Origin of the sequence: Cobetia sp. Dlab-2-AX, assembly GCF_024124625.1 — a bacterium.
Taxonomy (GTDB): Bacteria; Pseudomonadota; Gammaproteobacteria; order Pseudomonadales; family Halomonadaceae; genus Cobetia.
Genome location: NZ_JAMXRV010000001.1, coordinates 650,272 through 676,881 on the forward strand (window position 1 = coordinate 650,272; position 26,610 = coordinate 676,881).

Here is a 26,610-nt window from a genome sequence, read left to right on the forward strand (position 1 = left end):
CTGCGCAGACCAAGATTACCGCATTCTCATCACATCAGGATCATCACATCAGGATGTCTTCATGGACTGGTTGCTGGTCGGGATACGGAAGAAGGCGCAGTACGCCACCGGCAGCACCACCAGCGTCAGCAGGGTCGCCACGCCCAACCCGAACACGATCACCACCGCCATGCTCGAGAAGAAGGCATCCGGGAACAGCGGAATCATGCCCAGCATGGTGGTGATGGCCGCCATCGACACCGGCCGCACACGGCTGACGGCCGCCTGCACCACCGCCTGGAAGCGATCCTCCTGCTCATCGAGCTGCACGTTGATCTCCTCCACCAGCACGATGGCGTTCTTGAGCACCATGCCGATCAGGCTCAAGGTGCCGAGCAGCGCCATGAAGGTGAAAGGCGCACCGAACACGATCAGACCACTGACGATACCGATCAGCGTCAGCGGCACGATGGACCAGATGGCCAGCGCCTGACGCAGGTTGGAGAACAGCAGCACCGTGATCACGAACATGCCCAGCAGCCCCATCGGCAGCGAGGAGAACAGCGCCTGCTGAGCTTCGGATGAGGTTTCATACTCGCCGCCCCACTCCAGGTGGTAGCCCTCGGGCAGCTCGATGGCCTCGATCTTGGGACGGATACGTCCCAGCACGCTGGCGGCCGTTTCCCCGGACAGCGGCATTGGCTCGGCGTAGACCGCCAGCATGCGCTGACGATCACGACGCTTGATCAAAGGGTCACGCAGCTCTGTCTTGAGCGGCCCCATCACCGAGCCCGCCGGCACGTAGGTCTCCTGCTCATCGCTCCAGACGTTGAGACTCGCCAGGGTGTCGAGATCGAAGCGCTGACGCTCCTCACCGCGCAGCAGAATCGGGATCAGCTCGGAGCCTTCGCGATAGACACCGACGCTCTCGCCGTCGCTGTTGATCAGCAGCGCCTGATGCAGCGAGTCACGCGTCACGCCGACACGCCGCGCCTGATCATCCAGGAATTCGGGCTCGATGCGATTGACGCGATTGCGCCATGACAGACGAATGCTGTCGGCCAGCGGCTCCTCCTCGAAGACGCGACGTACCTTGCCCGCCAGCTGACGCAGTACTGCGGGGTCTTCGCCGTACAGGCGCGCCTCGAGACTCGCCTTGGCCGATGGCCCGACCTGCAACGCCTGCACCTTGTATTCCACTTCAGGGTACTCGGCGCGCACCAGGCGTATCACCTCCTCCATGCGCGCTTCGCGGCTGGCCCGGTCCCGGGTCTCGACGATCAGCTGCCCGAAGCTGGCATAGCTGTCTTCCGGCGAGTAGGTCAGCGTGAAGCGCTGGGCGCCCCCACCGGTGACGCTGGTGACATGCTTGACCTTGTCCATCTTGAGCACCTGCTGCTCCAGGTCGGCGATACGCGCTTCCGTCGCCAGCACATCGGTGCCTTCCGGCATCCAGATATCGACGAAGAACAGCGGGGTCGAGGCATCCGGGAAGAAGGCATTCTTGACCTGTCCGAAGCTCATCACGGCCGCCACCAGCAACGCCACCGCGCCCCCCAGGGTCAGCCAGCGCAGGCGAATCGCCCAGCTCAGCAGACTGCGGAAGCCACGGAAGATGACGCCACGATAGGGGTCTTCCTCCTGATTCTCGTCCGTGTCACTGTCCTTCGTCTCCCGCGCTTCGCGGAAGAACATGTCGAAGAAGAACGGTGTCAGCGTCAGGGCGGTGATCCAGCTCAACAGCAACGAGTAGCACAGCACCCAGAACAATGACCCGACGAACTCGCCGGTGGCATCCGGCGACAGACCGATGGGCGCGAAGGCAGTGATCGCGATCACCGTGGCCCCCAGCAGCGGCATGCGGTTCTGATTGACGACCTCGAAGGCGGCCTGGCGCTTGGTCTTGCCACGCTTGAGACCGATCAACATGCCCTCGGTGACCACGATGGCGTTATCCACCAGCATGCCCAGCGCGATGATCAAGGCCCCCAGCGAGATCTTCTGCAGCTCGATGCCATGGATCGACATCATGACGAAGGTGCCCAGAATGGTGATCAACAGCACCAGCCCCATCAGCACGCCACTCTTGACGCCCATGAACACCAGCAGCACCAGAATCACGATGCCGATGGCCTCGGCCAGGTTGATCAAGAAGCCGGACACCGCCTCATCCACTACCTGGGGCTGGTGATAGACCGTGGTCAGCTCCATGCCCAGCGGCATGCGCGACTCAAGCTCGCCAAGACGCTTGTCGACCAGCGCACCGACCTCGACCACATTGACGCCAGAGGCGAACGAGATGCCCAGCGACAGCGCCGTCTCACCATCGGTGTGATAGAGGCGCGACGGCGATTCGGTGTACTCGCGGCTGACCGAGGCGATATCGCCGAGACGAATCAGGCCACCATTGCCGGGGCGCCCGACCACCAGACGCTCCAGGTCCTGCACGCTCTGGAACTCGCCACTTGGCTGCAGTTCCAGCGACAGACCGTTCTGACGGATACGCCCGGCGTCGCCGACCACGTTCTGGGCATTGAGCAGGTTGGCGAGCTGATCCGGCGAGATGTTCAGCGCCTGCATGCGATCACGATCCAGCGCGACGATGACCTGCTCGCTGCGCGCGCCGACGATGGAGACCTTCTTGACCCCCTCCACCAGCGTCAGTTCGCGCTGCAGGAAGTCGGCCTGGTCCTCGAGATCATGCGCCGAATAGCCCTTGCCGCTCAGGTTGTAGAGCAGCCCGAACACATCGCCGAAGTCGTCATTGACGATCGAGGAGCCACTGCCGGGCGGCAGGCTCGACTGGGCGTCATTGATCTTGCGGCGCAGCAGGTCCCAGTACTGCTGCATCTCGCCCTCGCGCACGCTGCTCTCGAGCTCCAGCGTGATCTGGGAAAGGCCGGAGCTGTTGACCGAGCTGACGCGCTTGAGATTGGGAATCTGCTGGATCGCCTTCTCCAGCGGCAGCGTGACTTCCTCTTCCACCTGCTTGGGCGTCGCACCCGGATACTGGGTAATCACCACCGCGTTGCGGATGGTGAACTCGGGAAATTCCAGCTGGCCGAGGCCGAAGAAGGAGGTCACGCCACCCACCGACAGCAGCAGCACGACCATCCAGCTGATGACCTTGTGTCTCAGGAAATAATCGACCATGGATCAGAGCCCCGCTTCCTTGACCCAGGGACGCACAGGCTCCCCGGCTTCCATGCGACTGGCGCCCGCCGTGACCAGACGGTCACCGGCACTCAGTTCTCCCGTGATCACCAGCCCTTCGCCGGTGGCCTGCAGTACCGTGACCGGCACGGCCTCGACGGTGCCTTGGGCACCAGCTTCCTGCTGCTTGCCCTCGCGCTTGCCCTCATTCCTGCCGTCGACTGAGCCGGTGTCCGTGGTGGCGTCATTGTTGATCGATGCGCTCGCCTGGGCGTCACCGCCATTGGGCACATAGCGCCACACCACGGCCTGGTTCGGGCTTTCCTCCTGAGTGACCACCGCCTCGATCGGCACGCGCCAATGGCCCTGGGTCGCCGCCGTCAGCTGCTGCATGTCCAGCTCCACGGTGGCGCTCATGCCTGACAGCACGGTGATGTCCTGCGGCTCCGGCAGCGTCAAGGTGACTTCATAGCTCAGCGAGCCCTCGCTGGCGCTGGTGTCGTGCTCCTTGTAACGGGCCGGATAGCGCGACTCGCCACTGCCGAAGCGCACCCAGGCCAGGGCGGCATCCTCAAGGCGCCCGGCCTCGGCACGCTCACGATCGATGGCGCGCACCTGGCGCTCCGGCATGTTGAAGATCACATCGATCTGCCCCGGCTGCTGCAGCACGGCGATGGTTTCCTGGGCGGCGACCACCTGATAGTTGTCCACCGGCACGCGCGCGATCACCCCGTCATAGGGCGCCTTGAGATAGGTGTAGCTGAGCTGGTCCTGCGCCTGGGAATACTGGGCCTGCGCAGACTGGAATTCGGCCTGCGCCTCATCGAAGCGTGCCCGACTGATGGCGCCCTTCTCCACCGAATACTTCATGCGCTTGTAGGTCGCCTGCGCCAGATTGAAGCTGGAACGGGCATTGTTGAGCTCGCTTCTGGCATCGCGATCATCCAGACGGGCGATCAACTCGCCCTTCTCGACCTCCTGGCCGGCCTGGACCTTGAGTTCGCGCAGCTCACCGCCGATGCGAAACGACAGGTTGGAGCGCTCCGAGGCCTCGACCACACCGGGATAGCGCTGGATGACCCCGCCGCCTTCATCCGACAACGACAGCAACTTGACCGGATGCACCTTCTGCTTCTCCAGCGGCGCCTCGGCCTCGCTGCAGGCCGCAAGCCCGAGGACCAGCAGGAGTCCGGCGAACAGCTGAAGGACGCGGCCTCCCCGCCAGGCGAAAGGAGTACGCAGGTGTGGCTTGGCACCAGGTCGAAGTTTCATCAGCGGGCCCTTGAATCGTTGGAATGGAATGTCACAAGCGAAATCTGTCATCTGTCCGGCGTGCGCTGAGGGGTTGGCTGCCCTCACTGGCGAAGCGCGATCGCGTCCCAGGCCATCTCGAAGGCCTGGTCGAAGCTGTCATCACTGATGGCTGGCACCTGGCAACCGGAGCCCTGCAGCAGGCTGTAGATCGACCGAAACATGAACACCTCGATGAGGGCGAGATCGATCTGCTTGAGAATGCCGGTCTGCTGGCCCAGCGCGAAGGCGTCCAGCAAGGGCGCGGCGCGCTCCTGATTGGCCACCTTCAGGGCATCCTGCATATGGGAAGAGTGCAGAAACTGATCGTGAAAGCGGAACAACGCGGGCTGATGGCGCCCCAACGCCACCAAGGCATTCCATACCCGACACAGTGCCGATTTCAGCTGCTGGGCGGCCGGCGGCAGCGTTGACGGCTCGTCCCCGAGCACCTCTACAGGCTCGGCCTGGAAGGCCTCGATGGCGACCGCGATGATGCGACGGCTGACCTCACGAAAGGTCGCCTCCAGCAGGTCATCCTTGTCACGGTAGTAGAGATAGAGCGTGCCGGGCGACATGCCGGCGGCACGCGCGATGCGCGCCACGGAGGTCACGGCAAAACCATGCTCGGCCACCTCATGCAGCGTGGCTTCCAGCAACGCCTGCTGCTTGTGTTCATCACGATGACGCATGGCCCGTCTACCTCTGGTCTAGTCTGTCTGTTCTTATCTCGAGCGAATCTCCACAAAATAAATGAACGTTCATTTATTTTCAACCAGACATTGCGTACCTGAGTGCACGCCCGCGCCTTGGCCATGCAAGCCAGCTCATGCAAATCAGCTTATGCAACAGATCAAACCGTGACTGAGGGGCAGAGGCGTCAAATACAAGGCCAGTGAATGCCTGACTCGAAATGCCTGAATCGAAATGCCTGACTCGAAATGCCTGACTCGAAATGCCTGAATCGAAATGCCTGACTCGAAATTTCAGGTACGGAATGCCAGATACAGAATGCCAGATACAAGAAAGCGCAGCTCATCGAGCTGCGCTTTCTAAGGCATCCACCTGCAATCTGACACGCGCCCGCGGCGCGCTTCAGCTCTCGGGGTCTATGATCGCGATGATGTGGTCTTCCAGGTCCTGCTGGCGCACAGACACCTCGGAGACGGCAAAGCGTGACACCGAGACCCCGGCGCGCTTGACGCTCCTGGCATCGCCGGTCAACAGCGGGTGCCATTCGGGCAGCTCACGGCCTTCATTCAGGCGACGATAGCCGCAGGTTTCCGGCAGCCAGCGCAGCTTGCCCACCGTCTCGACATCCAGCGGAATGCAGCCCGGCACGCGCGTGGCGCGATTGGGATAATCGCGGCAACTGACCTTGCGCACATCCAGCAGGCGACAGGCGACATCGAGTACCGCGATATCGCCACTGCCTTCATCCTCGAACTTGAGCAGGCAGCATTGGCCACAACCATCGCACAACGCCTCCCACTCGGCGGTATTCAGCTCCGAGAGTGCGTGGCGCTCCCAGAAACGCTCACGCTTTCCGCCGTCAGGCTGCGGAACATCACTCATCTTGCTCTCCTCGCCCTGCCGGGCAGCAGGGTCGTTTCATCAGTACGGTCTTGTCTGCCGGACAGAGCGTCAGTAATGCGTTTCCGGCGGCGTCACGCCAATCTCCTTGAGGAGATTTTCCTTGGCCGGCGGCATCTGCAGATAGAAGCCCTGCTCGCGAATCTTCTCGAGCACCGTGGTGCTGGCAACGCGCGCCAGCGGCTTGTCGGCACGAATCAGCAGTGTCATCAAAGGGGTCGGCGTGCCGAAGATGCCCAGCAGGGATTCCGGCACATCCTCGAGTCCGCGCGCCTTCTCGACGTAGAGGTACATCTCGTCCTTCTTGGCGCTCTTGTAGATCTCGCAGATCATCTTGTCGTCTGTCATCGGGCTACCCATCATCTTGCAGCGCTTGCGCGCATCAGCGAGCTCTGGCGTCACGGGCATGACCCGAGAGCTCACTATCGGTTTCTGGCCTGTGTTTTTAACCTGTGCGTCTGACCTGTGTTGCTGGCAGACCAGGCTGCGCGAACCTTGCGCATGCCCCTTTGCAGTCTGGCCCGCAGAAGCGGCGTGCGTCAGCTCTCGAGCGCCTTGGCCAGGCGCGCGGCCAGCAGCTCACCGCGCCAGCCCTGCGGCAAGGGCAGCGGCTCGCCCTCATAATCGGCGATCACCAGCGCTTCCATGTCACGGCGCTTGCCGAGAATCTCCGGCTTGAGCTGCGTCTCCTCGGCCACCGCATTGACCTCCCGCTTGAGACGCTTCATGCAGTTCTTCCACTCCGGCGCCAACGGCGACGGCGGCACGCGCGGCAGCTGACTGTCATCGATCATGGCCACGTCCTTGAGCAGCGTCAGCACGGTGTCCCCGTGGCGCTTGATCTGCGGCGGATGCATGCCATCGACCTTGGCCAGCTCGAAGCGATTGGTCGGCAGTCGCTCGCAGATACCGAACAGCTGCGCATCGGCCAGCAGGCGTGAACGCGGCACGTCGCGCAGACGAATCTGCTCCTCGCGCCAGTCGCACAGCACCTGCCAGGCGGCCAGGCCACGCGGCGAGAGCTTCCACAGGCTGCGATGACGCTTCCAGTACTCCGGGTCCGGCGTGGCACCACCGCTGCTGCCCGGGTCCCGGCAGTCCTCTTCAAGCCAGGCCATGCGATCCAGCTCGAGCAACGCATCGCGCTGCTCGGACCACACCTGCGGCAGGAACAGCACGTCCAGCGCGGCGTAGTCGCACTGCGCCTGACTCAAGGGGCGTTTGAGCCAGTTGGAACGCGTCTCTTCCTTGGGCACGGTGACGCCCACCACACGCTCGACCAGACGCTGATAGCCCATCGAGGCTTCGCCGCCGGTCAGGCCTTCGGCGATCTGGGTATCGATCAGCGGCGTCGGCGCCACGCCCGCCCAGCGCAGGAAGACTTCCATGTCCTCGCCACAGGCGTGCAGCAGCTTGAGCGGACCCTCTGCCCCCAGCAGACGCTTGAGCGCCTCGCTGGCCGGCACCACGGTGGGGTCGATCAGGAAGATGCGCGGCGTCTTGCCGTCCGCACCGGGCAGCTCGCCGTCATGGGCAGCCATCAGCTGCACCAGTGCCGGAATGGGGAAGAAGGTCGACTCGCGGATGAATTCGGTGTCCAACGCCAGCCAATCGGCGCCTTCCAGTTCTGCACAGGCAGCGGCCAGCGCCTCGGGGGTCTCGATCCAGACGGCCTCGAAATCGAGCTCTGACAGCAGTGCGGTGGCGGGTTGATCACTCATCAGCAAGGAAATCTCGTGGTGACAGGCTTGCCCGGGCAAGCGGGAATTGAAGGTGACGGGCACTCGCCAGACACCGGGCGGTAAACGACCGCGGGCGTGGTGGTTCCTGACCACCACGCCCGCAGACGTGCTGCTGTAGTTGCTTTGCTACCGAAGCTGCCTTTTGCAGAAGCTGCCTCGATATCGATGCCGGTGCCGAGCATCGGCACCGGCATCGCATCAGATCTCGCCGAGGGTGAACGGCAGACGGCCGCTGAAGGCACGACTGAGCGTGCCGCCATCGACGTATTCCAGCTCGCCGCCCATCGGCACGCCATAGGCCAGACGCGTCAGCTTGAGCGGCTGCCCACCGTGTTGCACATCGCGAAGCTGCTCGGCGATGTAGTGCGCGGTGGCCTCACCCTCGACCGTCGGGTTGGTGGCCAGCACCAGCTCCTCGATCTGGCTTTCGCGGACGCGGGTCTCCAGCGCATCCAGCCCGATATCCTCGGGCCCGATGCCATCCAGCGGCGACAGATGGCCGTGCAGCACGAAGTAGCGCCCCACATAGCCACCCGCGCCCTCGATGGCGAGCTGGTCGGCGGGCGATTCCACCACGCACAGCACACGCTCATCACGCCGCGGACTCAGGCACAGCTGACAGACCTCCTCCTCTGTCAGCGTGCGGCAGCGCGCACAATAGCCGACGCGCTCCAGCGCCTCGCCCAGCACGCCGACCAGACGATCGGCACCCATGCGATCACGCTCCAGCAGATGCAGCGCCATGCGCTGTGCCGTTCGCGGGCCAACGCCCGGCAGCACGCGCAAGGCATCCAGCAACTGATCTACCAGCGGCGAAAACCCCATCAGAACGGCATCTTGAAGCCGGCCGGAAGGTTCAAGCCAGCAGTCGCCTCTTCCATCTGCTTCTTGGAATTGACTTCGACCTTGCGCACCGCGTCATTGACGGCGGCCGCCAGCAGATCTTCCAGCAGCTCCTTGTCTTCTTCCATCAGGCTCGGATCGATCTCGACGCGCGCGACGTCATGACGACCATTCATGGTGACCTTGACCATGCCCGCGCCGGATTCGCCCTGGACTTCCGCCTTGGCGGCTTCTTCCTGGACCTTCTGCATGCGCTCCTGCATTTCCTGCGCCTGCTTCATGATGTTACCCATACCGCCTTTTCCACCGAACATGGCTCACCTCATCAATAACGTGTTGAACATGACCTAACGATAAAAACTGTCTGCCAGACGTGCCATGTCGTGGCACCTCTGGCCTTTGGTATGCGTACCTTGCCGGCACACACACCGCAAATCCGGGGAAGCATCAGTGGTACCCGGCACCGCCGACACTCGGTCGAAACTGCCCATAGCGTCAGAAATCATCCGGCTCGAAGGAGTTGACGCTTTCCTCGATCAGACGAGCACCCAGCTGTTGCTCCATGGACTGGATATGCGGGTCAGCACGCAAGGCTTCAACCGCGCGCGCATGACGCTCACCCAGCAGACGAATGCGACGACTGTGCGGCGTTTCCAGACCCTCCGGCAGGGGCGCGACGCTGATCTCCAGCACACGCTCCACACCCTGGCCCGCCAGCGCCTTGCGAATGCGCTCCTGGTGGACTTCGGCCATCATCGCCGACTGGGCGGGGTCCAGCCTCAACTTGAGGTGGGTGCCGTCGTCGTGCTCGACCAGGCAATGAGCGCCGATATTGCGCGTGATGCCGCCCAGCCCCAGCGAGGGGAACAGCTCCAGCCACGCGGCGTGATTCAAGCGACCATCGGCACTCGAGGCGCTTGGCACCGGCGAGGGAGCAGCCGCGGCTGCCGGCTCCGGCATCGGTTGCTCTGCCACGGCTGGCTCGTTTGCGACAGGCTCAGACACGACCGGCTCAGGCGCCGGCGATGCAGCGGGCTCGGGTTGTGCTGGCGCTGATGTTTCAGCTTCAGCGGCTTCCGGCGCTGCTGATACGGCTTCAGCGGGCTGCGGTGCTGCTGGTACGGCTTCAGCAGGCTGCGGCGCTGGTGACTCAGCAGCCTCTGGCTGCGCCGGCGCGGAACCGAAGGCGGCACTCAGGCGTGACATCGCCGAACTGGGCGCAGCGGGCGCCTGTGCGGGAGCTGCCGTCTGTTCTGGCGCTGGCGCCGACTCCGGCGCGGTCTCAGGCTGAGGTTCGTCTTGCGCTACGTCGCGAAAGCCGGCATCCCGGGCGTCCTGCGGGACGTCCTCCGTCGCCCACGGGGGCGGCTCGTCGGCCATCGGCGGCTGTGCGTCGGTCGCTGGCGCGGCCACTGATGCAGCAGACTGGGGCGCGGGCGCCACCGGGGCCGCCGGCGCTTGCTGAGGCTGAGCCGGGGCTTCTGGAACAGGCGCTTGCTGGACAGGCGCCGGGGCTTGAGCGCCAGGCGCGTTCGCCCCCTCCGCCTGGCCGGTCATCGGCAGCGGCGTCTGCGCCGGGCGCGGCACGCCCTGCGGGCGGAAGGCCAGCATGCGCAGCAGCGTCATTTCCAGCGCAGTGCGCGCATCCGGGGCGTTGGCCATGTCGCCACGCCCCTGCAGGGCGATCTGGTAATAGAGCTGCACGTCTTCACCGGTGAAACGGCTTGCCAGCGCCAGCAGCGCATCACGGTCGCCATGCCCGTTGTCCAGCGCGCTCGGCACCATCTGGGCGATCGCCAGGCGATGGAAGACAGAGGCCATGTCGTCCAGCACCCCGCCGTAGTCCGGCCCTTGCTCGGCCAGTGTCGCGACCTCCGCCAGCAGACTCGCGGCGTCCAGCGAGGCCAGGCACTCCAGCAGCGCCAGCACATGACGGTGATCCAGCGTGCCGAGCATGGCGGCGACATCTTCGCGCCGTACCTGACCATGGCCGAAGGCAATCGCCTGGTCGGTCAGACTCATGGCGTCACGCATCGAGCCATCGGCGGCCTTGCCGAGCAGCCAAAGTGCATCTTTCTCGAAGCTGACTTCCTCGCGGGCGAGAATGTCAGACAGGTGCTCGACCACGCGCACCGGTGGCATGTTCTTGAGCGTAAACTGCAGGCAGCGCGACAGGATGGTGACCGGCAGCTTCTGCGGGTCCGTGGTCGCGAGCAGGAACTTCACATGGGGCGGCGGCTCTTCCAGCGTCTTGAGCAGCGCATTGAAACTGTGGGTCGACAGCATGTGCACCTCATCGATGAGGTACACCTTGTAGCGGCCCTGGGTCGGCGCGTACTGGACGTTGTCCAGAAGCTCACGCGTGTCCTCGACCTTGGTCCGCGAGGCGGCGTCAACTTCGATCAGGTCGACGAAGCGGCCATCATCGATCTCGCGACAGGTGCCACACACGCCACACGGCCTGGAGCTGACGCCCTCTTCGCAGTTCAGGCACTTGGCCAGAATGCGTGCCAGCGTCGTCTTGCCGACACCGCGGGTCCCGGTGAACAGATAGGCATGGTGCAGGCGCCCCTGATCGAGGGCATTGACCAGCGCACGGCTGACATGCTCCTGACCGATCAGTTCGTGAAAATTGCGCGGGCGCCACTTGCGCGCCAATACCTGATAGCTCATTGAGCGGGGCATTCCTTGGGCGATCTGAAACATGAGCTGAAATCTGCACGATCCGGCTGGGCTTCACCCCCGACGATCGACAGACGGAGACCGATGACGAGGCCTCGCTGAGAATGCGCTCATTCTAGCGACTTGCCGAGTGGCTTCAAAGCACGATGCCACTTGCGCAGCAGGATTGAGGGCACGACGCCGGATGACAGGCGTGGTGCACCCCGAATTGCGGGCACGACGAAACGCCAAGCGGGGCTCGGGTCAGGCAGGAGATGACAGGTTCAGACAGCGAGGGCGTGGCGAAAAGCTTCAGGCAGCGTGAAGCGAAGGACTTGCGAGGGCTTGCAATGCAAGGGCTTGCAATGGAGCGTTGCACAGCAGGCGGGATGATGCGGACATTTCATGAGCAGCCACTTTCAGGTCCCTGAAATGGAGGCGGCCCCATCAGCCACATCCCGGCACACGCGTCAGCCACTACCGTTGCTCCCTTCCGGGCCTGGCGGGGTTTGCAGCCTAGCATTGCGGGAGGACCGATAGGGCCACCACAAACATGATCATTCGGTAAACTACCGAGCCAATCGCTTGAACTTCAAGCACTTGGCGTGATCAAGGCGTACACTATAACAGCGCATCGCCGCCCTCACAAGGGGGAGATCACGCCACGGGCTATAGCGTTGCCTCACGCGCATGGCGATGGCGGAAATGACGCGCCATCACCGGTAGCAACAGCATCAGGACGATCAGGCGCAGAAGATGATGGAAGGCGACGAAGATCGGGTCGAGATCGAGCGCCACCGCCAATAGCGCCATCTCGCCGATACCGCCGGGCGCCAGGGCGAGGAAGGCCACGTCACGCGGCACGCCCATCAGCTGATGGATCAGCTCGGCAAAGCAGCCCAGCACCGACAGCGAGATCAGGGTCGCCACGCCCGACTGCCCCATCACCCCGACCAGCACCCGCGGCGCAAGGCCCTTGAAGCGCGTCCCGATGGCGCAGCCCAGCACCAGCTGCATGACATCGGTGCCCCATACCGGTGGCGAGAAACGCACCACGTCGCCAAGCGACAGCACCAGCGCCAGCAACAGCGGCGCCAGCAGCGAGGCATTGGGAATGCGCAGTCGCCTGGCCAGAGGCAGCAGAATCGGCAGCACCGCGATCAGCCACAGGCCGCTTACCGCCACATCGCTGCCGATGCCGGGCGTGCCCGCCGCGCCTTCCAGCACCCAATAGAGCGGCGGCAGAATCATGATCACCAGCAGCACTCGCAAGGATTGCGCCACCGCGATGCGCTGCGGGTCGCCACCGATGCGCTCGCCGATCACCACCATCGCCGTCAGCGCACCGGGCACCGAGGAGAACCACGCGCTGGTGGCGTCAAAACCACAGCGGCGATACCAGGCGGCGCAGGCCAGCGTCGAGGCCCATACCCCCGCCAGCAGCAGCAACGCCGACAACCACCAGCTGGAGAGGTGCGAAACCAGCTCCGGCGAGACGCGCGCGCCCAGCGTCAGACCCAGTACGCCCAGAAACAGGTTGCGCAGGCGGTCCGGCACACCGAGCCTCAACCCGGCCATCGCGCCCAGCAGGTTGGCGACCAGCGGCCCCAGCATCCACGCCAGCGGCATGCCGGTGAACTGGAACAGCCAGCCGCCCACCACCCCCAGCGCCAGTGAGGTCAGCAGCGGCCTGAGCGGCACGTCAGCCTTGAGCGAGATAGCAGCCCTGGGCGAGATAGCAGCCTTGAGCGAGATAGCAGCCCTGAGCGACATGACAGCCGTGAGCCAATGGGCTGGCGAGAGACGAGAGGCGCGCGCCTTGAGGCGCTGCAATAGCGGAACGGATGGCATGCTGGCTTCCTTGTCAGCGACACGAAACAGGCCACCAATGATACGCTGGCGCAAGCGCCATTGGCTGCCTGTTTGAGGCAATATTGCGCCTTCAAGCGGCCATTGCAGGTCGCAGACCGGCCCTGAGCCTGACTCTCATCACTCTTGTCGCGTACCTGACGCGCCCTTGCGGAGCCCGGATGACTTCTCCCGACTCACTCCCCTCAGCGGCTGACGCTTCAGCGCATGGTCCAGCCACCGCACCGCCCCCGGCCCTGTTGCTGGTCGAGGACGACGCCCTGCTGTCCAGCACACTGTGCAGCGTCTTTTCCGCCGAGGGCCTTGCGGTCACCCACCTGGCCGACGGCGCCGCGGCGCTTGCCCGCCTGGCGACCCACCACGATCACGGCTTCGCGCTGATCGTGCTGGATCTCAACCTGCCCGGCGCTTCCGGGCTCGAGATTCTGGCCGCGCTGCGCCAGCACGACCGCCAGACCCCGGTGCTGATTCTCACCGCGCGCGGCGCCATCGAAGATCGCGTGCGCGGGCTGGACCTGGGCGCCGATGACTATCTTGCTAAGCCCTTCGTGCTCGATGAGCTGGAAGCCCGCGTGCGCGCCCTGCTGCGCCGCCATGCCACTCTTCAGGCCAGTCAGCAGGCCAGCCAGCAACCGGCGCCCTCGCCTGGCATTGCCCCACGCCTGACCCTCGGCAGCCTGGTCTTCGAACCACTCAATGCACGCTTTCTGCTCGCCGATACCCCGCTGGCGCTGCCACCCCGTGAACAGCGCCTGCTGGGTTGCCTGATCCAGCATGCCGGCGAGCCGGTGGACAAGGCGCGCCTGACCCGGGAGGCCTTCGGCGAGGAGGAAGCCGTGGGCGACAACGCCATCGAGGTCTATGTACACCGCCTGCGCAAGCGCCTGGAAGGCAGCGATGTCAATCTGCGCACCATCCGGGGCCTTGGCTATCTACTGGAACAGACCACGGACGACAGCGCTTGAATTCCGCACCCTCACCACGCCCGCATTCGGCGGCAAAACGCAGCATCAGCCTCTATCGGCGCCTGCTGAGCTGGCTGCTGTTGCCCCTGCTGGCGCTGGGCACGCTTTTGCTGGTGCAGGCCTTCCTGTCGGCGCGCGAGGCAGCGGACCGCGCCTATGACCGGCTGCTGGAGGCCTCGCTGGTCACCATTGCGGAGCAGGTCAAATGGCAGGACGGCCAGTTGTGGCTCGACCTGCCGCCCGCCGCGCTCGAGATGCTGGCCACCGACGCCCAGGAGCGCGTCTTCTACAGCCTGGTGGATGCCGATGGCGAGCAGGTCACCGGCAATACCCACCTGCCGGACGCCAATCGCGCCGCCGATGGTCGCCTGACCCCACAGGAATCGCTCGGACGCAGCGGCGAGCTGTCGTTTCGCGATATCGCCTGGCAGGGGCAGGCACTGCGGCTGGGCAGCCTCGATACCCGGCTGGGCGGCTGGGGCGATGACCCACGCCACGGCCAGCGCTACAGCATTCGCGTCGCCCATACCCGCGAGGGGCGAGACACCCTGACGCGTGAGCTGTTCAGTGGCTCACTGGTACGTCTGGCGGGCATGGCCACGCTGGCGCTGCTGGTGGTGCTGATCGGCGTACGGCTGGCGCTGTCGCCGCTGACCCGACTGCGGCGCGCCATTCGCGAACGCGACTCACGCAGTCTGGCACCACTCAACCTGCCCCTGCCGCGCGAACTCGAGGAGCTCAAGCACACCATCAATGACCTGCTGGCGCGCATGCGCCGCGTGCGCGCCAATCAGGAACGCTTCATCGGTGATGCCTCGCACCAGCTGCGCACCCCGCTGGCGGGACTCTCCGCTCACGCCGAGCTGGCACTGCGTCAGCAGGACCCCAGCGCCTGGCATGCCGCGCTGGGCCAGATGCAGGCCACCGCCAGCCATACCGCCCATCTGGCCAATCAACTGCTGTCGCTGACACGACTCAACAACCCGGAAGTGCAGCCGCCGCGCGTGCCGCTGGAGCTGTCGGCGCTGGCGCGCGCCACCGTCAGCCGCCTGTTCCTGCGCTGTGATCGCGCCGGGGTGGACCTCGGCCTCGAGATCGCCCCGGACATCGATGGCGCCGCCTGGACGCTGGGCGTCGAATGGCAGCTCGAGGAGGCACAGGCCAATCTGATCGACAATGCCTGCAAGCACGGCGCGCGCACCGTCACACTCACCCTGAGCCGGATGGCGGCACCGAGCGATGCCACGTTCACGCAACCGGACAGCGCCGCACTGGCGGGCCGCTGGCGGCTGAGTGTCGAGGATGACGGCCCGGGCATCGACGCCGAACGGCGCCTGCTGGTGCTGCGCCCCTTCCACCGCAACACCCAGCCCGACAGTCATGCCCAGACGCCGACGCAGCAGCCCGATGAGCTCAAGCATCACGAAGGCGCCGGACTGGGGCTGGCGATCGTCGATGGCATCGCGCGACACCACGATGCGCGCCTGACGCTCAGCGACGCGACAGCACGCAGCGTGACGCAGGCTGTTGATCCTGCAACCCGCACGGGCGACGCCGCCGAGACAGGCGCGTCCTGCGGGCTATGCGTCAGTCTGCATCTGGCACCCTGTGCAGCGCCTGAGGTGAGAGAGGATGAGGACGATGAATCGGCACAGGCCGGCAAGCCTGCAACGACAGGAGGCACAGCATGCTAGCGCGACGTCCGCGAATCGGGCGGCAGCGCCCTGACAAACACAGCCCTGACAGTCACGGCTCTGGCAATCACAGCCCTGTGAATCAGGGTCCGGGCAGACAGCGCGCTGGAGGACTGGTGGTCTGCCTGGGGCTGGCCATGCTCCTGAGCCCCGTCAGTCAGGCCGCAACCCAGACAGGGGCCCGGACGGCGTTCGATCCGCTGCTCGAAGAGCATCAATCGCTGTGGTTGCAGGGCGGCCAGCCACTCACGGCGCCCGCGCCTGACAGTGGCGCCAGCCTCGCGGCCGACCTGACGATACACGCCGCGCTGGATCTGCCCGAGATTCGCCCGCTGCTGCTGCGCTACAGCCGCCAGCATCCTGAGCGCGTGCTGCACTACGTCAATCGCTCCGCCCTGGGACTTGAAGCACAGTACCTGCAGGCGCCGCTGACACCGCAGGCCGATCTGATGATCTCCTCGGCCATGGGGCTGCAGTACCGACTCGCCAATCAGGGTCATGCTCTGGCACTCGAGGCCCCCAACCTGACCGCCTGGCCGGCCAACTCACGCTGGCGCAATGAGCTGTATGCGATGAGCTTCGAGCCGATCGTGATGGTGGCGCGACGTGATGCGCTCAAGCACCTGGCGGACCTCGACGGCCTGCGCAATCCCCTCGATGTGCTGCGCAGTCATCGCGACTTCTGGCACCTGCTCGAGACGCGCCGCGAGCAGCTGCGCGGCCGCATCATCAGCTACGATCCGCGCCGCAGCGGCTCCGGCTTTACCTATGCCGTGTCCGACGCCCGTCAATCACCGCGCTACTGGACGCTGGTGCGCGCCATGGGGCAAGCCGATGCCAGGCTGGTCAGCACCACCGGCGCCATGCTCGAGGCGCTGGCCAGCGGCAAGGTGGACATCGCCTACAACCTGGTCGGCCCCTACGCGGTGACCTTTGCCCGTGCCCATCCGGAGCTGGTGGTGATCGTGCCGGAAGACTATGTGCTGATTCAGCGCCGGCTGGCCTTCGTCCCCCAGCAGGCACCTCACCCCGAGGCTGGTGAAACCTTCCTCGACTGGTGGCTGAGTCTGGAAGGCCAGCAGGCAGTGGCCAGCGACAGCCAGCTGGGCGCGTTGCACCCCGAGGTGCGTGGCGAGGGCAGCGCTCAGCATATGCGCGAACAGCTGGGCGATGCGCTGCGCCCGATCGAGATCGGCCCTGGCCTGCTGGCGACGCTCGATCGCCTCAAGCAGGCCAGCTTCCTGAGCCGCTGGGTGCTGGAATTCGAGGCACCCGCTCCCGTTGTCGGTGAGACGAGTCAGGGTCAGATTCAGAGGCAGACCCCGTCAGCCACGCCGCCAGAATTGAACCAATGATGCGTGGCGTCAGAGCTGGCTAGCCCCTCTCGTTCTGTAAACGTACTGGACACAGCTCCGAGCCCATCACGCACAAGGCGCCCCGCGGGGCGCCTTGTGCGTGATGCCATGCGGCAATCCAAGAGATGAGCGAGAGGATTCAGCGTCAGCGACCGCCGGCATCTCCACCGCCGGCATCTCCACCACCGTCAGCGCCATCGGCATCCGGAGCGGCCTCACGCAGCCCGGCGTCCTCACGGCCTGCCAGACCATCAGCGGGCTTGCGACGCGCGATCAGTGCACCACCTTCCCGGTGCTCGCTGCTCTGATACTCCGTGCTTTCCGCCTCGCTGCTTTCCAATGAGCCGCTGGCGGGGCGCAATGGCTCCGCCGAGGCGCTGCGCTGCTCGACGAGGCGCTCGGTGCCATCGGCGCGATGCAGCCAGACATCCATCTGCTGGAAGGCGACCTTGAGGCCATGCTCACGGAAGCGAGCATCCACCCAGCGGTTGATCTCATCGGTGGCGTAGAGGCGATCGGTCAGGTCATTGACGTAGATGCGCAGCTCGAAACCGAAGTTGTCCTGGTTGTAGGTCAGGCAGAATACCAGTGGCTCCGGGTCCTTGAGCACTCGCCTGTTTTCCTGGGCGGCCTGCATCAGCAGCCGGTGCGCCAGATCCAGATCACTGCCATGGGCGACACCGAAATTGAGCACCACCCGCGTGACGTTGTCCGACAGCGACCAGTTGATCAGCTGGTCGGTGACGAACACCTTGTTGGGAATGATGATCTCCTTGCGATCGAAATCCGTCACCGTGGTGGCGCGGATCCGGATGCGGTTGACCGTGCCATGCAGGTTGCCGATGGTGATGGTGTCGCCGATGCGCACCGGGCGCTCGAACAGGATGATCAGGCCCGAGATGAAGTTGGCGAAGATCTCCTGCAGACCGAAGCCCAGCCCGACACTCAACGCCGCCACCAGCCACTGCAGCTTGTCCCAGCTGACGCCCATGCTGCCCAATGTCATCACGAAGCCGGTCGCCATGATCACGTAGGACAGCAGCGAAGTGATCGCGTAGCTGGAGCCCTGCTTGAGCTCGAGCCGCGACAGGATCGAGACCTCCAGCAGGCCCGGCAGGTTGCGCGCCATCATCACCGCCACGGCGAGGGTGATCATGCCCGCGATCAGATCCGCCAGCGAGATGGGCGTCGCCGAATCGCCCTCGACGGAGGCGGCGATTTCCCACACCACCACGCTGTCGAGATAGCTGAGCACATTGAGCAGGTCGGCCCACACCACATAGAAGATCGCCAGGAAGCTGATGACCAGGATCAGCTTCGAGAGACGCAGTGACTGGGAGTTGACCTGTTCCATGTCCAGCGGCGGCTCTTCCACCACCTCGACACCGCCTTCGGCGCCCTCCTGCACCTGGGCGCGGCGACGCGCCACGGCGCGACGATAGGCCAGTCGCCGCGCGGCGACTGCCAGACCGCGCACCACGGTGGCTTCCACCAGGATCCAGGCCCCGAACAGGAAGATGGTGGTGATGAAGCGGCCACACAGGCGCAGCGCGGTGTACTCGTAACCGAGGCAGATCAGCACGCCCAGCGCCACCGGCACCAGCGCCATCACAAGGCCCAGAATCAGTCGGAACAGCTTGAGCCCGAAGAAGGGCACATGCGCCAGGATCAGCCGCGAGAGACAGAAGCTCATCGCCATCAGGCCCACGAACAGAATGGCCAGCCCCAGCGGACGCTCGAGCAGGTTGAGGTCCGCCTCGCTGATGATGTTGGTGGTCAGCACCACCGGCAGCAGCGCGAAGCCCAGCCACCAGATGTGGCGGCGCAGCTCCGCCACGTAGGTGGCCGGCCACTGGAAGTGACGCTCGGCGACGCCGTCCTTGACCAGCAGCCGGCGGAAGATGGCGAAGATGCCCCACGCCAGCGACAGCTTCAACAGCGCCTGGCCCAGCGCCCACAGCATGATGCCCTCACCCAGCGACAGCACACCGCCAATCAAGGCCAGCGCCAGCGCGCCGGGAATGGCCAGCAGGACGTTGAGCAGAATGGCGCGCGGCGTATGCAGCTGGGTGTCCTGCTTCAGGCGCCCTATCTGGGCATGCAGATCCGCCAGGCGCGCGCGGATGCGTGAACGCTTCCAGGTGATGAAGATCAGCAGCAGCAAGCCCGGCAGCGCCACCCACAGGTCATTGAGCTGAAAGCCCTTGGACAGCCCCGCCACCACGCCGCGCCAGACGGTGGGCTTGAGCTCCTCGGCAAGCATTTCCGGGGTGCGTGACAGCCATTCCAGATCCAGTGGCTTGCCATTGGCGACCCAGAACAGCTGCTCCTCGATGGTCTGGCGCAGGCGTCCGGAGACTTCGAGCAACTGCTGCTGGTTGAGCTGCAGGTCAATGGCACGTGCCAACAGGCTGTCGTATTCCTTGTCGAGCTTGTCGACCAGCTCCTTGCGCGCCTCCAGCTGACCGATCAGCGCCTGACGCAGTTCGGCGCTGACCTGGCTGACATCGGTATTGCCGCCGGGGCGCTCCAGCGCCGCGGCCTCGCCCAGCACGTGCGAATCGAGATAGCCCGGAATATCGGCGAGCTGTTCGCGCACCTTGTTGAGTTCGAACTGCTTGAGGCGCAGGTCGGCGATCTCTTCCTTCAAGTCCTTGCGCACATCGACCTGCGGCAGGCGGCTCTGCTGCTCGCGAAGGATACGTGCCAGCAGGACGCTGCCCTTGATGGCCTCGATCTGCTCGCTCATGGTGCGCTCGACCTGGGTGACGCGATCAAGCTGGGTGCGTACCTCCAGCCCGTCGCGAATCACGGCGTTGACGCGATCGGTGATCGCCAGCAACTGGCTGCTGAGCTCGCGATTGCGGTTGAGCACCTGCTGGAAGATGGGATTGTCGGCCAGCGCGGCATTCTCGCCACTGGTGGCATCGGCGATGGTCTGCTCGGACTGGTTGCGGCGCTTGTCGTTGACCAGCGTCTGGACCTGCTCCAGGTCCTGCTCCAGATTGGCGATCTGGCGGCTGTAGAGGGTCTTGCGCACCTGGGCCAGCTCACGCAGCAGGGAGCTTGAATTGAGCTCTGAATGGCTCAGCTCGCCACGCGTCTCGGCCAATGCCAGACGCGCCTCGATCAGGTCACGCCCGGTGCCGGACAGGTCGGCATCGCCGCTGCCACCCAGCTGGGTCTGCAGGCGCTGCACCTGCTGCTGTGCATCGGCCAGGGTCGAGCGTGAACGCTCCGGCAGGCTCTGGGCATTGATCAGGCGCCGGTTGGTATCGGCCAGCCGGTCCTGCAGGTTCTGCAGCGAGTCGAGAATCGAGGTCATGCGCTTGTCCAGCGCCTCGACCGACTCGTCTTCCAGCGAGGCGATGCTGGGCGGGGTGTAGTCCTGAGGCAGGCGCGCCAGCTCGGCCTGCGCCTTCGCCAACTCCGCCGGCGCCTCCTTGACCTCACTCTTGAGGGAATTCAGGCTGCTGGTGGCCTCGGCGAGGTCGTCGAGCACCGTCAGGGTATCCTTGAGGTCCGCGATGCGCTGACGGGTGTCGGCATCCGGTTTCTCGACGCTCTGCAGGTCTTCAAGCTGAGTCTGGACATCAGCACGCTTCGGGGCGTCCGCACTGGCCGTGGCCGGCACGCAAGCCAGCAGCACCATCAGCAGCAAGGCGCCTGCCAACACCATCAGTCTCAAGGACTTGTTACCTGTCACAGCTGTCTCCTCAATGGTCACCACCGCGCTTCTTCATCGGCTCTACTGCCCGCCAGGCCGCCGCCAGCCATGCAGGATGGCATCGTGGCAGGCCGCAAACGCGGGCAAGGGCCGCATTGTCGACTGGCGCTGCATCCCGCGCAATCCTTGTCGGCAAACGTCTGCCGGCGGGCGCCCAGCAAAGGATGAGGGGGAGAATGAACGAGAAAATGCAGCAAAGAATGACGGGGCGAGAAAGCGGTGCTTGCAGGCCAACGTGAGCGACATACATCGTCGCATCGAGGCGACGCACCTGTCGGAATCTTCGTGCTGGAACCGGACACAGCGTCACCAGTAGAATGGCAGACATGTCATGAACATTGCTCCATAATGCGCTGCTCCCCCGCCGCGGTGTAACCGACAGGATATTTCCATGCCCCTCCGCCTTGCCTCCATCGGATTCCGGTCCGTACCTGCACGCCTCTCGGGAGTGCTGGCCACAGTACTGCTGGGTGCCGCCGCACCGGCAGCGGCCGACGTGCCCTACACCATGGATGCCGAGGGACGCGTGGTACTGGCCAACGGCAAACGCTTCGCTCCCGAAGCGCTGGGCATGACTGCCGCCCAGGCCCGCGCGGGTGCCATGAGCCAGGCTGACTGGCGCGAGATGGAGGCGTCTGCACCGGGCACGGCGGAGGACGTCGAGAGTGACCCGCGTACCGAGCAGGTCTTCCTCTCCAACCGCGAAGACGCGGATGACGAGCGCTACTCGGCGGAAGCGGCCGAGATCGAGCAGGCACAAGGCCAGAGCATCGATGCGCCCCTCGATGAAAGCCTGGCCCAGCAGCGTGCCAAGGAGCGTGTCGTTCTCGAGGACGATGCCGAGAAGAATCCGCTGGCCATCACCGCCTACAAGCGCAATTACCTGCTGCCCTGGGCCTACAACACCAACCCGGATGCCAACGGCTTTGCCGAAGTCACCCGGGAAGGCGAGGTGGACAAGACCGAGGTGAAATACCAGCTCAGCCTCAAGGTCGAGCTGATGGATGACATCTTCGGTGACAATGGCGACGTGTTCTTCGCCTATACCCAGCGCAGCTGGTGGCAGGCCTACAACTCCGATGCCTCGGCGCCGTTCCGCGAGACCAATTACGAGCCGGAAGCCTTCCTGCAGTTCGACAACCGTTATGAGCTGTTCGGCTGGACCAATACCCGCAACCGCATCGGTTTCGCACATCAGTCCAACGGTCGTTCCGACCCGTTGTCGCGCAGCTGGAACCGTGTCTACGCCGACATGATGTTCCAGAATGGCGACTGGGCCATTGCGGTCACGCCGCACTGGCGCGTGCCGGAGGAGTCCGACGAAGACGACAACCCGGATCTCTACAACTATATCGGCTACGGCGACATCACGGTCGGCTATACCGCGGATCAGCACGAAGTCACCTGGATGGTGCGTGGCAACCCTTCCAAGGGCAATTACGGCAACCAGCTCGACTACTCCTTCCCGCTGTTCGGCAAGGTACGTGGCTACGTGCAGTACTACCACGGCTACGGTGAGAGCCTGATCGACTACGACCACAGCGTGAATCGCTTTGGCCTGGGCTTCTCGATCAATACCTTCTTCGCCGGCTCGCCCGAGACCTGATAAAGAGACCTGATAAAGAGACCTGATAAAGAGACCTGGTCCAGAAATTCTGATCAAAGAGTGCTGATGCAAGCACTCACATGACCCTCTCGCAACGGGCAGCCCAGGCTGCCCGTCTTGCCATCTGCCCCGCCCGTATGCGCCTTCCTCATGTGGACCGCCCATGTAGACCTAGTGGCACGCCCATGTAGACCTAGTGGCACGCCCATGTAGACCTAGTGGCACATCCATGATCCAGATCATGCCTCCCGCGCGCGACATGGCGATATCGTGCTCTGTGCGTGTCTTGCCCTTGTGTTTGTCGCGTTCGACCCCCACGACTTGTGCATGACCACGCAAGACGCGTCATGACGACGTGCTGACGATGCTTGCAGGAAGTCTCGCGCAAGCGGATTCAGGTCATGCCCTGCCGCCTGCGGCGCCCCAGGGAAGAGAGAGTTCGAGAGTCAAGCGCAGACAACACCGCGCTCACCATTCGCGAAATCTGATTCGACATACGGGAAGGAGTTACACCATGGCTATGCAAAAGATCGGCGATCACACCACTTCCGCGACCGGTGCCAACACCGACCAGCTGAAGGAAGATCTGCGCCATCTGTCCCAGACCGTCGAGGAACTGCTGCACGCCTCGGCTGAAGATTCCCGCGAGAGCATGAAGGAAGCCCGCGCCCGCGCCCAGACTCGCCTGGAAGCTACCCGCGCCCGCCTCAGCGCCCAGGGCGATCGCCTCGCCGCTGGCGCGCGCGAATCCGTGGACTGCGCTGATCGCTACGTGCACGACAACCCGTGGACCAGCATCGGTATCGGCGCGGCCGCCGGTGTCGTCGTCGGCATGCTGCTTGGCCGTCGCTGATGCAGGAGCAAGGGCCGGTTGAACGCGTACTTGGCGCCATCCGACGTCTGACCGCGAGCCTGGTCGAGAGTGGCGAGACGCGCTTGCGTCTCGCCGTGCTGGAACTCGAGGAAGAGCGCGAGCGGCTATTCGTGATGCTGCTGCTATCGGGTATCGCCCTGATGCTGATCTGCTTCGGCATCGGTCTGGCGATCCTGCTGGTGGTCGTGGCCTTCTGGGATACCCATCGCCTGCTGGCCATCGCCCTGAGCGGCGGCATCCTGCTGACTCTGGGGGGATTGATCGCCTGGCGCGTCAAGGTGATCGCTTCCCAGCGCAGCCTGCTGCGCTCCACGCTCAGCAACCTGAGCCGTGACAGCGACAGCCTCAAGGATGTGCGGGCCGACGCACTGGAACGCCAGCGCCAACGCGAACACCATTGATGCCCCGCCTGCCAGTGCCTGCCAAGGAGGCGAGATGAGCTCTTCCAGACAGTCCCTCGCGCGACGCGAGCCGGCGCTGCCCCCCGTACAGGGAAGCGGACGCCGGTCAGCACATCCGCGTGACGCCCGGCGTGCGGAACTCGAAGCACGCATCAGTCAGCAGCGCCTCGATGTCAGCCATGCGATGCGCGAACTCAAGGAAGCCACCGCCCCCATCGACCGTGGCTGGGCCAAGGTCCAGCAATACCGCGGCCCGCTGGTACTGGTGGGCGGCCTGATCGCGGCGCGGGGCGGGTTCCGGCCAAAAAAGGGCCTGAGCCTGCTCAAGCGCGGGTTGATGGGCTGGGTGATGATTCGCCGTCTGAGAATACTGCTCGACAAATGATCACGGTATTACAGCGAAAGCCCCGCCACCTGACATTCAGGTGGCGGGGCTTTTTTCGTCTCTGCAGCGTGCAGCTCCGTGACTCCTGCCACGATCAGGCGCTGCGGCTGTCACGCTTGAGCAGATACACGCCCAGATAGAGCACCGCGAAGATCAGTCCCAGCACGGCGGCGGCGCCGAAGACATTGCTGCCGTCATCGGGCAGGAACTCCAGGAAGGACGTCAGGAACTGTCCCAGGAATATCGCCATCGTCAGGTAGGAGAGATTGCGACCGCGCACCGAGGCGTGGCTGCGCTCCACCGTCATGTGGTTGAGCAGGGGGATCGAGAAGCCGAAGCCCATGCCAGACAAGACGGCACCGACACTCATCAGCGTCATGGTCTCGGCCTGCTGGAAGACGAACAGGCTGCCGGCATAGAGCAGGAAGGCAAGTATCAGCGTCGGCATCTCGCGCAAGGCACGTGAGACCTTCGGCATCAGCATCGCCGCCACCACCGCGACCAGCGAGATCGCCGCCAGGAAGATGCCGGTCGCGGTCTCGTCGAATCCCAGCATGCTCAGACGCTCGGGCAGCATGACGATGGCGGTGAAGAACAGCGTCAACGAGATGGCCGCGGCCAGGTAGATGCTGGTCAGCGAGGAGGACAAGGCCTCACCGCCGGCATTTCCGCTCTCCTCGGCAGGCGCTTCAGGCGACTTCCTCGGCACCATCATCCACAACATGACCAGCAGTAGCCATGCCAGCAGATAGAGCAGGAAAGGCAGCTGCCAGGCGATGCCCGCCAGCACGCCACTGACGAACAGGAAGATCACGCCGCCAAGCTCGATGGACATGCCCTGCTGGGCGATCATCGCCAGACGCGCATGGCCGTGATACCACTCGGAGATCAGCGTGGTGCCGCCCGCCATCACCACGGCGGTCACGCCCCCGAGCAGAATGCGATCGGCAAACACGACGACGGTGCCTTCCAGCAGTGCGCCGCCCGCGCCCAGCACGCCATACAGGAACAGCCCGCCCACCAGCGAGCGATAGGCACCGACACGATCGATCATGCGCCCGGCGATGGGCGCGAACAGCACGGCACCCAGCGACGGCAGAGTAATCAGCCAGCTGGCATGGCTCGCCACCTCAAGCGCCGAAGCGATGCTCAGAAGCCCCGGCGCGACCACTGTGCCCACCATGATGGTCAGACAGGCAATGGCCAGCAGCGTGAAACGGCCGCCGGCAGAAAGCGGTTGTGAGGGTCCGCACGTATCCTGCGCGGCCACTCCACTCGTTGATGTCGTCATATTGGCTCCACTCGAATTCAGAACCCTCCTGTCAGCCGCTACGCGCCCCGCCTGCTTGCGTGCTTGCGTGCTTGCGTGCTTGCGTGCTTGCGAGGCAAGGCCAGCGGCAAGCAGCAAGAGACAGGAGACAAGGCGAGACGGCAGAGACTGACGAAGGGAGATTTGGCAGGCCTTCAGACTAGCGAGTGCAGGCTTATAATAGAAATGACAATCCTTGATATGACTTATACTGACTGGACATCAATCAACCACGAGGGCCGGCATGGAACTCCGCACACTGAAAACCTTCGTCTCGGTGGCGACGCACAGAAGCTTCTCGGCCGCCGCCCGCGAGCTGCATACCGTGCAACCCGCCATCAGCCGCCAGATCGCCGATCTCGAAGCCGAACTGGGCGTCAGCCTGCTATGGCGCAATACGCGGGAAGTGAAGGTGACGGCACCGGGGGAGGCGTTGCTGGAAGAAGCGCAGCGCATGCTGGCGCTGGAGGCGCAGGCACGCAAGCGCGTGGCGATGGCTGCCAGCGGCCAGACCGGCACACTGCGCATCGGCTACATGAGCTCGGCCTGCGCAAGCTTCGTGCCCGAACTGATGCGCGACTTTGCCAGCGACCATCCCGAGGTCAGCCTGTCATTGCATGAGATGAGCGCCCAGCAGCAGTTGGATGCCTTCGCGCGTGACGAAATCGACATCGGGCTGTCGCGCCCGCTTCCCAGCGAGCAGCGTGACAGCCTGACCGCCCTGGCGGTCTACGAGGATAGGCTGATGGCGGTGGTGCCCGAGGGGCATCGTTTGGCGCACCGCAAGCGACTGGCCCTCAGCGAGCTTGCGCAGGAAGATTTCGTGCTGTTTCAGCGCGGGCAGGCGACGGGGCTGTTCGATCAGATCATCAGTGCCTGCGGCGATGCCGGCTTCTCACCACGCATCCAGCGCCAACCGGCCTTGATGCAGACACTGCTCAGTGAGGTGGCGGCGGGACTGGGAGTCGCCATCGCGCCCGGCTGCATTCGCCGCCTGCAACGTGATGGCTGCCAGTTCATTCCCCTGCGCCCGGCACTCGGCGCAGTACCGCTGGAGCTGCACTACCCCACCACACCGGCCCGTCCGGTGATCGAGGCCTTCGTCGCGCTGGTCGAGCAGCGCCTGCCCGCCATCCGCCAGCAGATGGCGTGAGGCGCAGCCAG

Annotated in this window: 20 protein-coding genes and 1 other RNA gene; 8 read left to right on the plus strand and 13 right to left on the minus strand. The window is 64.6% G+C overall.

The genetic code is table 11. From position 1 onward, the window contains the following. Positions 1-48: 48 nt before the first annotated feature. The 11 genes from NH396_RS02795 to NH396_RS02845 form a co-directional block, all read right to left on the minus strand. Positions 49-3,132 carry an efflux RND transporter permease subunit gene (locus NH396_RS02795; protein ID WP_253061441.1) on the minus strand — a complete coding sequence of 1,028 codons (3,084 nt, stop codon included), beginning with the start codon at positions 3,130-3,132 and terminating at the stop codon, positions 49-51. A gap of 3 nt (positions 3,133-3,135) precedes the next feature. Continuing rightward, a complete protein-coding gene (locus tag NH396_RS02800; protein WP_253061443.1) occupies positions 3,136-4,404 on the minus strand; it encodes an efflux RND transporter periplasmic adaptor subunit in 1,269 nt (422 codons plus the stop codon). Positions 4,405-4,487: 83 nt separating this feature from the next. Then, the gene (locus NH396_RS02805; protein ID WP_253061445.1) at positions 4,488-5,114 is read right to left on the minus strand and encodes a TetR family transcriptional regulator; all 627 of its coding nucleotides are present in this window, start codon (positions 5,112-5,114) and stop codon (positions 4,488-4,490) included. Positions 5,115-5,517: 403 nt separating this feature from the next. Beyond that, the gene (locus NH396_RS02810) at positions 5,518-5,997 is read right to left on the minus strand and encodes a YcgN family cysteine cluster protein (protein WP_253061447.1); all 480 of its coding nucleotides are present in this window, start codon (positions 5,995-5,997) and stop codon (positions 5,518-5,520) included. A 69-nt stretch (positions 5,998-6,066) separates the two neighbouring features. Beyond that, positions 6,067-6,423, minus strand: a complete 357-nt coding sequence (locus tag NH396_RS02815; protein ID WP_306424362.1) for a YcgL domain-containing protein — start codon at positions 6,421-6,423, stop codon at positions 6,067-6,069. 131 nt (positions 6,424-6,554) lie between these two features. After that, a complete protein-coding gene (rnd, locus tag NH396_RS02820) occupies positions 6,555-7,736 on the minus strand; it encodes a ribonuclease D (protein ID WP_253061449.1) in 1,182 nt (393 codons plus the stop codon). A gap of 219 nt (positions 7,737-7,955) precedes the next feature. Further along, positions 7,956-8,582, minus strand: a complete 627-nt coding sequence (recR, locus tag NH396_RS02825) for a recombination mediator RecR (protein WP_043333870.1) — start codon at positions 8,580-8,582, stop codon at positions 7,956-7,958. Beyond that, positions 8,582-8,914 (minus strand): YbaB/EbfC family nucleoid-associated protein, encoded by a 333-nt coding sequence (locus NH396_RS02830; protein WP_175088413.1) that lies wholly within the window; start codon positions 8,912-8,914, stop codon positions 8,582-8,584. The genes recR and NH396_RS02830 overlap by 1 nt, the downstream gene beginning before the upstream one ends. 181 nt (positions 8,915-9,095) lie before the next feature. Then, on the minus strand, positions 9,096-11,273 hold the full coding sequence (gene dnaX / locus NH396_RS02835) for a DNA polymerase III subunit gamma/tau (protein ID WP_253061451.1): 2,178 nt from the start codon (positions 11,271-11,273) through the stop codon (positions 9,096-9,098). 430 nt (positions 11,274-11,703) lie between these two features. Further along, an RNA gene (gene ffs, locus NH396_RS02840) (signal recognition particle sRNA small type) lies at positions 11,704-11,800 on the minus strand. 130 nt (positions 11,801-11,930) lie between these two features. Continuing rightward, a complete protein-coding gene (locus NH396_RS02845) occupies positions 11,931-13,112 on the minus strand; it encodes an AbrB family transcriptional regulator (RefSeq protein ID WP_253061453.1) in 1,182 nt (393 codons plus the stop codon). A gap of 179 nt (positions 13,113-13,291) precedes the next feature. Between NH396_RS02845 and NH396_RS02850 the strand changes: the two genes are divergently transcribed. From NH396_RS02850 to NH396_RS02860, 3 genes are all read left to right on the plus strand, one after another. Further along, positions 13,292-14,095 (plus strand): response regulator transcription factor, encoded by an 804-nt coding sequence (locus tag NH396_RS02850; RefSeq protein ID WP_253061455.1) that lies wholly within the window; start codon positions 13,292-13,294, stop codon positions 14,093-14,095. Then, positions 14,092-15,789 carry a sensor histidine kinase gene (locus NH396_RS02855; RefSeq protein ID WP_253061457.1) on the plus strand — a complete coding sequence of 566 codons (1,698 nt, stop codon included), beginning with the start codon at positions 14,092-14,094 and terminating at the stop codon, positions 15,787-15,789. The genes NH396_RS02850 and NH396_RS02855 overlap by 4 nt, the downstream gene beginning before the upstream one ends. A gap of 137 nt (positions 15,790-15,926) precedes the next feature. Then, the gene (locus NH396_RS02860) at positions 15,927-17,144 is read left to right on the plus strand and encodes an ABC transporter substrate-binding protein (protein ID WP_253061459.1); all 1,218 of its coding nucleotides are present in this window, start codon (positions 15,927-15,929) and stop codon (positions 17,142-17,144) included. A gap of 145 nt (positions 17,145-17,289) precedes the next feature. Here the strand turns inward: NH396_RS02860 and mscK are convergent, their stop codons facing one another. After that, the gene (gene mscK / locus NH396_RS02865; protein ID WP_253061461.1) at positions 17,290-20,850 is read right to left on the minus strand and encodes a mechanosensitive channel MscK; all 3,561 of its coding nucleotides are present in this window, start codon (positions 20,848-20,850) and stop codon (positions 17,290-17,292) included. Between the two features lie 412 nt (positions 20,851-21,262). Here mscK and NH396_RS02870 point away from each other — a divergent pair, with 412 nt between their 5' ends. The 4 genes from NH396_RS02870 (at position 21,263) to NH396_RS02885 (ending at position 24,137) form a co-directional block, all read left to right on the plus strand. Further along, positions 21,263-22,477 carry a phospholipase A gene (locus tag NH396_RS02870; protein ID WP_253061463.1) on the plus strand — a complete coding sequence of 405 codons (1,215 nt, stop codon included), beginning with the start codon at positions 21,263-21,265 and terminating at the stop codon, positions 22,475-22,477. 514 nt (positions 22,478-22,991) lie between these two features. Further along, positions 22,992-23,330: a DUF883 family protein gene (locus tag NH396_RS02875; protein WP_253061465.1), complete on the plus strand. Its 339-nt coding sequence runs from the start codon at positions 22,992-22,994 to the stop codon at positions 23,328-23,330. Continuing rightward, positions 23,330-23,752 (plus strand): phage holin family protein, encoded by a 423-nt coding sequence (locus tag NH396_RS02880; protein WP_253061467.1) that lies wholly within the window; start codon positions 23,330-23,332, stop codon positions 23,750-23,752. The genes NH396_RS02875 and NH396_RS02880 overlap by 1 nt, the downstream gene beginning before the upstream one ends. Before the next feature lie 34 nt (positions 23,753-23,786). Further along, a complete protein-coding gene (locus NH396_RS02885) occupies positions 23,787-24,137 on the plus strand; it encodes a YqjK-like family protein (RefSeq protein WP_253061469.1) in 351 nt (116 codons plus the stop codon). A 94-nt stretch (positions 24,138-24,231) separates the two neighbouring features. On the opposite strand, the gene NH396_RS02890 is transcribed toward NH396_RS02885, so the two are convergent. Then, positions 24,232-25,428: an MFS transporter gene (locus NH396_RS02890; protein WP_253061471.1), complete on the minus strand. Its 1,197-nt coding sequence runs from the start codon at positions 25,426-25,428 to the stop codon at positions 24,232-24,234. 262 nt (positions 25,429-25,690) lie between these two features. Between NH396_RS02890 and NH396_RS02895 the strand changes: the two genes are divergently transcribed. Next, entirely contained in the window at positions 25,691-26,599 is a 909-nt protein-coding gene (locus tag NH396_RS02895; RefSeq protein ID WP_253061473.1) for a LysR family transcriptional regulator, read from the plus strand. Positions 26,600-26,610 lie beyond the last annotated feature (11 nt).

Excerpts from the sequence above, each read along its gene's own strand:
- NH396_RS02795 (WP_253061441.1), bottom strand. The coding sequence starts at position 3,132 with ATGGTCGATTATTTCCTGAGACACAAGGTCATCAGCTGGATGGTCGTG.
- NH396_RS02800 (WP_253061443.1), bottom strand. The coding sequence starts at position 4,404 with ATGAAACTTCGACCTGGTGCCAAGCCACACCTGCGTACTCCTTTCGCC.
- NH396_RS02805 (WP_253061445.1), bottom strand. The coding sequence starts at position 5,114 with ATGCGTCATCGTGATGAACACAAGCAGCAGGCGTTGCTGGAAGCCACG.
- NH396_RS02810 (WP_253061447.1), bottom strand. The coding sequence starts at position 5,997 with ATGAGTGATGTTCCGCAGCCTGACGGCGGAAAGCGTGAGCGTTTCTGG.
- NH396_RS02815 (WP_306424362.1), bottom strand. The coding sequence starts at position 6,423 with ATGCCCGTGACGCCAGAGCTCGCTGATGCGCGCAAGCGCTGCAAGATG.
- rnd (WP_253061449.1), bottom strand. The coding sequence starts at position 7,736 with ATGAGTGATCAACCCGCCACCGCACTGCTGTCAGAGCTCGATTTCGAG.
- recR (WP_043333870.1), bottom strand. The coding sequence starts at position 8,582 with ATGGGGTTTTCGCCGCTGGTAGATCAGTTGCTGGATGCCTTGCGCGTG.
- NH396_RS02830 (WP_175088413.1), bottom strand. The coding sequence starts at position 8,914 with ATGTTCGGTGGAAAAGGCGGTATGGGTAACATCATGAAGCAGGCGCAG.
- dnaX (WP_253061451.1), bottom strand. The coding sequence starts at position 11,273 with ATGAGCTATCAGGTATTGGCGCGCAAGTGGCGCCCGCGCAATTTTCAC.
- NH396_RS02845 (WP_253061453.1), bottom strand. The coding sequence starts at position 13,112 with ATGCCATCCGTTCCGCTATTGCAGCGCCTCAAGGCGCGCGCCTCTCGT.
- NH396_RS02850 (WP_253061455.1), top strand. The coding sequence starts at position 13,292 with ATGACTTCTCCCGACTCACTCCCCTCAGCGGCTGACGCTTCAGCGCAT.
- NH396_RS02860 (WP_253061459.1), top strand. The coding sequence starts at position 15,927 with ATGCTCCTGAGCCCCGTCAGTCAGGCCGCAACCCAGACAGGGGCCCGG.
- NH396_RS02870 (WP_253061463.1), top strand. The coding sequence starts at position 21,263 with ATGCCCCTCCGCCTTGCCTCCATCGGATTCCGGTCCGTACCTGCACGC.
- NH396_RS02875 (WP_253061465.1), top strand. The coding sequence starts at position 22,992 with ATGGCTATGCAAAAGATCGGCGATCACACCACTTCCGCGACCGGTGCC.
- NH396_RS02880 (WP_253061467.1), top strand. The coding sequence starts at position 23,330 with ATGCAGGAGCAAGGGCCGGTTGAACGCGTACTTGGCGCCATCCGACGT.
- NH396_RS02885 (WP_253061469.1), top strand. The coding sequence starts at position 23,787 with ATGAGCTCTTCCAGACAGTCCCTCGCGCGACGCGAGCCGGCGCTGCCC.
- NH396_RS02890 (WP_253061471.1), bottom strand. The coding sequence starts at position 25,428 with ATGACGACATCAACGAGTGGAGTGGCCGCGCAGGATACGTGCGGACCC.
- NH396_RS02895 (WP_253061473.1), top strand. The coding sequence starts at position 25,691 with ATGGAACTCCGCACACTGAAAACCTTCGTCTCGGTGGCGACGCACAGA.